This is a genomic window from Verrucomicrobiia bacterium (assembly GCA_019634635.1).
Lineage (GTDB): Bacteria > Verrucomicrobiota > Verrucomicrobiia > Limisphaerales > UBA9464 > UBA9464.
Genome location: JAHCBB010000068.1, coordinates 1 through 5,586 on the forward strand (window position 1 = coordinate 1; position 5,586 = coordinate 5,586).

Consider the following 5,586-nt stretch of genomic DNA (forward strand, 5'->3'; position numbering starts at 1 on the left):
AGCTGTGTGGCCCGCCCGCAAAACGTCAACTCAGCCTTTCTCCACTCGATTTCTGTGGGATGGCTGTGGACCGCCATCGAGGGCAATCCGCTGACGCTGGAGGAAGTTCGCGCCTTGGAAGAGGGAACGACCGTGGCCGCACCGGCGCGCGCGCGGCGCGAGGTGCTGAACTATTTTGCCGCCCTGAGGCATGTCGAGAAGCAGGCGACTAAGAAGCGGTTGACGCACGAGGACATTTTCCGCCTGCACGCCATCATCGCTGGCGAGGTCATGGATCAGGGCGAGCCGGGGCGTTACCGGACGATGCGGGTGCGGGTGGGGCCGTTCGTGCCGCCGCCGCCGGAGGACGTGTCGGGCCTGATGTTTGAGCTGCTGGAGTGGTGGAACAAGGAAGCGCCCGGACTTTCGCCGGTGCTGAGTTCGGCCGTCGTGCATCTTCGTTTCGAGACGATTCATCCGTTTGCCGACGGCAACGGGCGCGCTGGCCGCGCGCTGGCGTTGTGGGAGCTTTATCGGCGTGGGTTTGATTTCCACCACATTTTCGCGGTGGACGAGTTCTACTGGGAGGATCGTCCGCGCTATTACGCGGCACTGGATGCGGTGCGGCGGGAAGGCGATGACCTGACTTCGTGGCTGGAGTATTGCGCCGAGGGCCTGCGGCAAACGCTGGAGCGGGTGTGGGAGCGGATGGGGCAACTTTCGGTTTCGGCTGCGCGGGAGAAGGTGATTCTGCGTCCGCGCCAGGAGCAGTTGCTGAAGCTGCTCGGCAAATGCGGCGGCATGACACCGTCCGAACTTTGGGCGGCGCTGAAAGTGTCCAAGCAGGGCGCGATGGATTTGCTGCGTCCACTGGTGAAAGCCGGATGGGTCAAGCGGGTCGGCACGTTGAAGACCGGACGTTACGTTTTGACGTGAGCGCGCACGCCTACACCGAAGACCCGCTTGTCGAGCAGCCGGCCATGCGGCTGTTCGAGGAGCTTGGTTGGACCATGGTGTCGGCGTTGGAGGAGACCTTCGGCGGGAACGGCACGCTGGGTCGCGAGACCAAGGGCGATGTGGTGCCCGTTCCCCGTTTGCGCGTGGCGTTGGAGCAGTTGAAGCCCACGTTGCCGCCCGAAACCATCGCCGCCGCCATGGATGAGCTGACCGGCGATCGCTCGGCCATGAGTCTTCCGGCTGCGAATCGGGAGATTTGTCAGCTTTTGAACGACGGCATTCGGGTTGGCGTTGCTGACACCGAACCCTCACCCCAGCCCTCTCCCACGGGGAGAGGGAGTTCCGGGAAGGAGGGCTCCGCTCCACCTTTGGGAGAGGGGTTTGGGGGTGAGGGTCGCGGCGAAGTCATTTCAGAGCGCAGCGTTGCCGGACAGCGCATCGAACGAGTACGGCGTCGTCGGTGACCGGGGGGACTGGATTGAGTTTGCACGAGGATGGAATGAATGGAGACGAGGGGCCTGGCTGAGCTTTTCGACCAGCATGGCACGTTCCGTAGGCTGCACTCGTTCACGTAGGCGACGATCGTGCAATTGGAGACGCTGCGCTTCTGCCGCCGGTTCCTCACGCACGATCACCGCGAGCCAGGCGGGAAGTTCTACGACCCCAAGGGCCGGCAGTGCGACCAGATGACCCAGCCCGCCGGCAGCGGCCGGCAGAACATCATCGAGGGCTCGGAGCGCTCCTCCACCTCGAAGGACACCGAGAGGAAGCTCACGGACGCGGCGCGGACGAGCCTGAGCGAGCTGCGGGGCGACTACGAAGTGTTCCTCTTGGACCGCGGCGAACTACCGTGGTCGGTGCATTCCCCGGAGACCCGGGCGGTGAACGCGGTTTAACTCGATGCCTTGCCGTTTGCTGACGACCTGGTCCACGAATCCGCGAAGTACGCTCGGAAGCTGCGCCAGAAGTACCCCCGCTGGATGGGTGTCCTTCATCCTCCAGGGCGTGGAGGAGACGGCGGGCTGGACGGTCGGAACGATTGCGACCCCCGCCGATTGCAGGCGCACACGGTGGAGCATGTGCGCCAGACCGCGCCGAAGAGTTACAGCCACGAGATGGCGAACCTGATTTTTGAGCGGCCGTATTGCCGGATCCGGAATCCAACCGAACGGGAGATCGCCAGCCGGCGCCGTTGGTGTATCTGAAGGAACTGAGTATTTCGACGGCACCATTTCGACGGCCCGCTGACGGTGGCATAGGTCCGGGTGGTTTTCCCCTGGACCCGACACCCCGGAAGGTTCGTCCCCCAAAGCCTCATGGGGAATGGCGCATTGACAACAGGTGTAAATTCACAAACGCTCGCGACCATGACTTCCAAGCTTCCTGCTTTCCGGATTCTTCTCGTGGCGGCCGCCTGGGCTACGGCGGTGGTCGCCCGGGCTGACGAACGGCCCGGCGCAGCCGATCCGGCCTGGCATCCGGCAATCCGGCATCCAGTCACCACCATCCTTGGTCGGGACGACGGGGGCTTCTGGCTGCTGGACTCCCGGGCGGATGGCCGAGGTTCGATGAGCGGCCGACTGACTGCAGTCTCTCCAGTGGGGGGCGTCCTTGCCTCGGCGGTGCCCGCCGTGCTCCCGGAGGGAAGCGTCCACTGCATGGCCTTGGTTCCTGGTGGCGGTCTCGTGATTTCCGGCAGTTTTCTGTCCGTGGACGGCATCGAGCGACCGGGCCTGGCGCGGCTGGATTCCCAGGGGCGGCTGGATCCCTTGTTCATACCTTCAGTGAGTCTCGACACCAACGTCCCTCCGCCTGTCGTCGGGCCCCTGCCGCCCCTGCCGCCCGATCCCCTCCCGCCCTTTGGAATTCAACAGATCGCCACACAACCGGACGGCGGACTGCTGGTGTGGCGTTTTCGGCGGGCCAGCCGGCCTGACAAAAGTCCCCTCCCATGGCTGTTTCGGCTCCGAAACGATGGCGCATACGACGACCAGTTCCAGACACCGAAGGTTGCGGACGGCTGGGAAGTGCATGTGCTTTCCGATGGCCGGTTCATCACCGGCGAGGACGCGACGATCTATCGGGAAGGCTGGACGGGTCTTCCCCAGCAGCGGCTGTTGCGCTGGTTTTCCGATGGACGTCCGGACGAGGGATTTGCACCAGTCCTGGTCGGCGGGGGAAGCGCGTACGCCTTCCTGGAGCAAGGCGATCGGCTGCTGATCGCCGGGGATTTTGCCGAGGTCAACAATCTCTTCAGGGACCATCTGGCCCGGATTCTGCCCAACGGCGAGGTGGATGCGTCGTACCGTTCGCCGTTCATTGGGGGGGCCTATGGGCAGCGGATCTACGGTCTTTCCAGCCATGATGCAGGACCGGTGTTCATCGCCGGGGAGTTCAAAACCGGGGGGCCTGTCCCCCGTGCCCAGCTGGCCCGCCTGAACCCGGACGGCACGCTCGACCACTCCTTCCTGGCGGCGCCGATCCCGTTCATGTCCGGTGCCGTTCTGGCGCTGCCCGGCGGGGGATGCCTGGCCTCATCGAGCAGTGAACCATTCCTCCTGAAGCTCCGGGGCGATGGCTTGGAAGGTTCGGGTTCCTTTGCCCTCGAAACCGATCACTTCGAGGTGAGTGAAGCCGACGTTTCGATCGAATTTACAGTCCGCCGTTACTGGGGTCATGCCGGAGTGTCGCAGGTCGAGGTGCGGATGGAGGGACTCGACGCCACGGACGGCGAGGACTTTATCGGCGACACCCAGACCCTGCAGTTCACGAACGGCGAGACCCGGAAAACCGTGCGGTTTTCACTGATCAACGATGAGCGCACCGAGGACCTCGAAACCGCGCGGATCGTGCTGCAGAACCCTGGGCCCGGGTCTGGCCTGGGCCCGCTGACATCCGCGACCGTCGCCATTGTGGACGACGATGGCCCCTCGTCCGAGGACCGCAGTTTCCAGCTCCCCGCAGACGGCATTCGGGGCCGAATCCGCTCACTCGCCGTCCAATCCGACGGACGCATCCTGGTCGCTGGAGACTACCATCGTGTCGGCATCCACTCCCGGGCGGGTTTGGCGCGTCTGGAGTCGGACGGACGACTCGATCTCGCCTTCGACCCGGTGCCCTCGCGGGTCTATGGCTCGGGATTTGGTGTGGACTTCGTTCGTGTTCGGAATTCGGAGATCTTCTTCTCTGGAGACGTTGGCGCCGGCGTTTGGCCGGACTCGGAGCGCATGGTGGCCACCTCCCTTGCGGGGGAGGTGCTCCGCAGCGGCACCCCCCTGACGCTTGCCGGAGACACATTTGGATTGTCGGGTGCGGTCCCTTATGGCGCCGACCAGTGGATCGTCTTCGGTACCTTCAGCACGGGTGCCCTGCCGCGGGGACTGGCCAGGATTGGGAACGATCTGGTGCTGGATCCCACCTTCAGACCCGCGAGCCTCGGCCTGCGCGAGACCAGCGCTGTCGCGGTGGAGTCTGACGGCCGCGTCCTTGTGGCGAGGACCGATTCCCGCCTGCACCGCGTTTCCGCGGATGGCGCCTCGGCGGATCCCATTCCACTGCCGCTGCCCATCTCGGGGATCCATGGCCTGGCCAGCCTTCCTGAGGGACGATTTCTGGCCTGGGGGTTGTTTGGGTCCGAGAAGCCCCACGGATGGCATCCACTGATCCGATGCCTGCCCGACGGTCGCCTGGATCCAGGATTTCAGCCGGAACTGGCTCTGTTCATGCCCAGCAACACCCTCGCAGTCGCCACCCAGCTTACGGTGGATCCCGAAGGACGCCTGCTGCTCGCGCTTCATGCGTCACCGTTGGGTCTTTCGCGCCGCATGCGAGACCACCTGATCCGGCTGCTGCCTGACGGCGCTTTGGATCGCTCCTTTGAACCGGTAACCTTCAATGTCGAAGGGGCTGACAACCAGTCCATCCACGCCATCACCCTCCAACCGGACGGTGCGATTCTGGTGGGCGGCGAATTCGATCGCATGAACGGGCTGCCCCGGATGTCGCTGGTTCGCCTGAAGGGCGCCGGGGCCGCTTCCGGACGGATCCCGGCGGTCCGTTCCCTGTCGCGAACACCGGCAGGAATATCGGATCTACGGGTCAGCGCGGCCCCGTTGCGCGCCTCCGTGCTGGAACGGTCCGCCGACCTCCGACACTGGGAACCGGTCTCGACCAACTGGCACGCCACCAGCCAGGCCTCCTGGCAGGACCGCCAGGCAATTGCCGGCAATGCACCCGTGTTTTACCGGGTCGTTCAGGATGAAGAATAGGCTGTCCTCGTGGGGTATGGAGCCACCGCGACGCGGGATCTCACTCCTCGGTTGCCTCCCGCTGTGCCAGCCGATTGTTCGCGGTGTAAAGTGGATGGCGCCGATTATTTTTCCCGGAGAAAAATAGTGGTCGTTGAACAGTAAAAGGCCAGGGTCGGTGGAATTGGGGCGAAGCACTTCATTCGGACTCGCGGAAACGGCTCGGAATACACCCCGACGCCGATGGCGAGCTGCCACGAAACGGGGTCCCCATTGCCTCCTCTGGTTGCAGCACTTTGGTTTCGTCGTGTCCCCAGGAGAGGCAGGGACCTGCACTGCGGCGCAGAGATGAGCCCGTCACCAAGCGCCTTCTCAGATACGGCGTCCTTTCCCGCCGAACCTG

General features: G+C 64.4%; 4 protein-coding genes. All 4 read left to right on the plus strand.

Annotated features, from left to right (window positions below; all coding sequences use genetic code 11):
* Nucleotides 1-915 (plus strand): Fic family protein (locus tag KF791_20775; protein MBX3735018.1); only part of this gene is annotated, 915 nt, incomplete at its 5' end.
* Entirely contained in the window at nucleotides 912-1,400 is a 489-nt protein-coding gene (locus KF791_20780; GenBank protein MBX3735019.1) for a hypothetical protein, read from the plus strand. The genes KF791_20775 and KF791_20780, both read left to right, overlap by 4 nt.
* Before the next feature lie 120 nt (nucleotides 1,401-1,520).
* Complete coding sequence (locus tag KF791_20785) at nucleotides 1,521-1,832, plus strand: four helix bundle protein (protein MBX3735020.1); 312 nt, start codon at nucleotides 1,521-1,523, stop codon at nucleotides 1,830-1,832.
* Between the two features lie 471 nt (nucleotides 1,833-2,303).
* Complete coding sequence (locus KF791_20790; GenBank protein MBX3735021.1) at nucleotides 2,304-5,204, plus strand: hypothetical protein; 2,901 nt, start codon at nucleotides 2,304-2,306, stop codon at nucleotides 5,202-5,204.
* Nucleotides 5,205-5,586 lie beyond the last annotated feature (382 nt).

Coding starts and splice junctions, on each gene's coding strand:
- KF791_20790 (MBX3735021.1), top strand. CDS start 2,304: ATGACTTCCAAGCTTCCTGCTTTCCGGATTCTTCTCGTGGCGGCCGCC.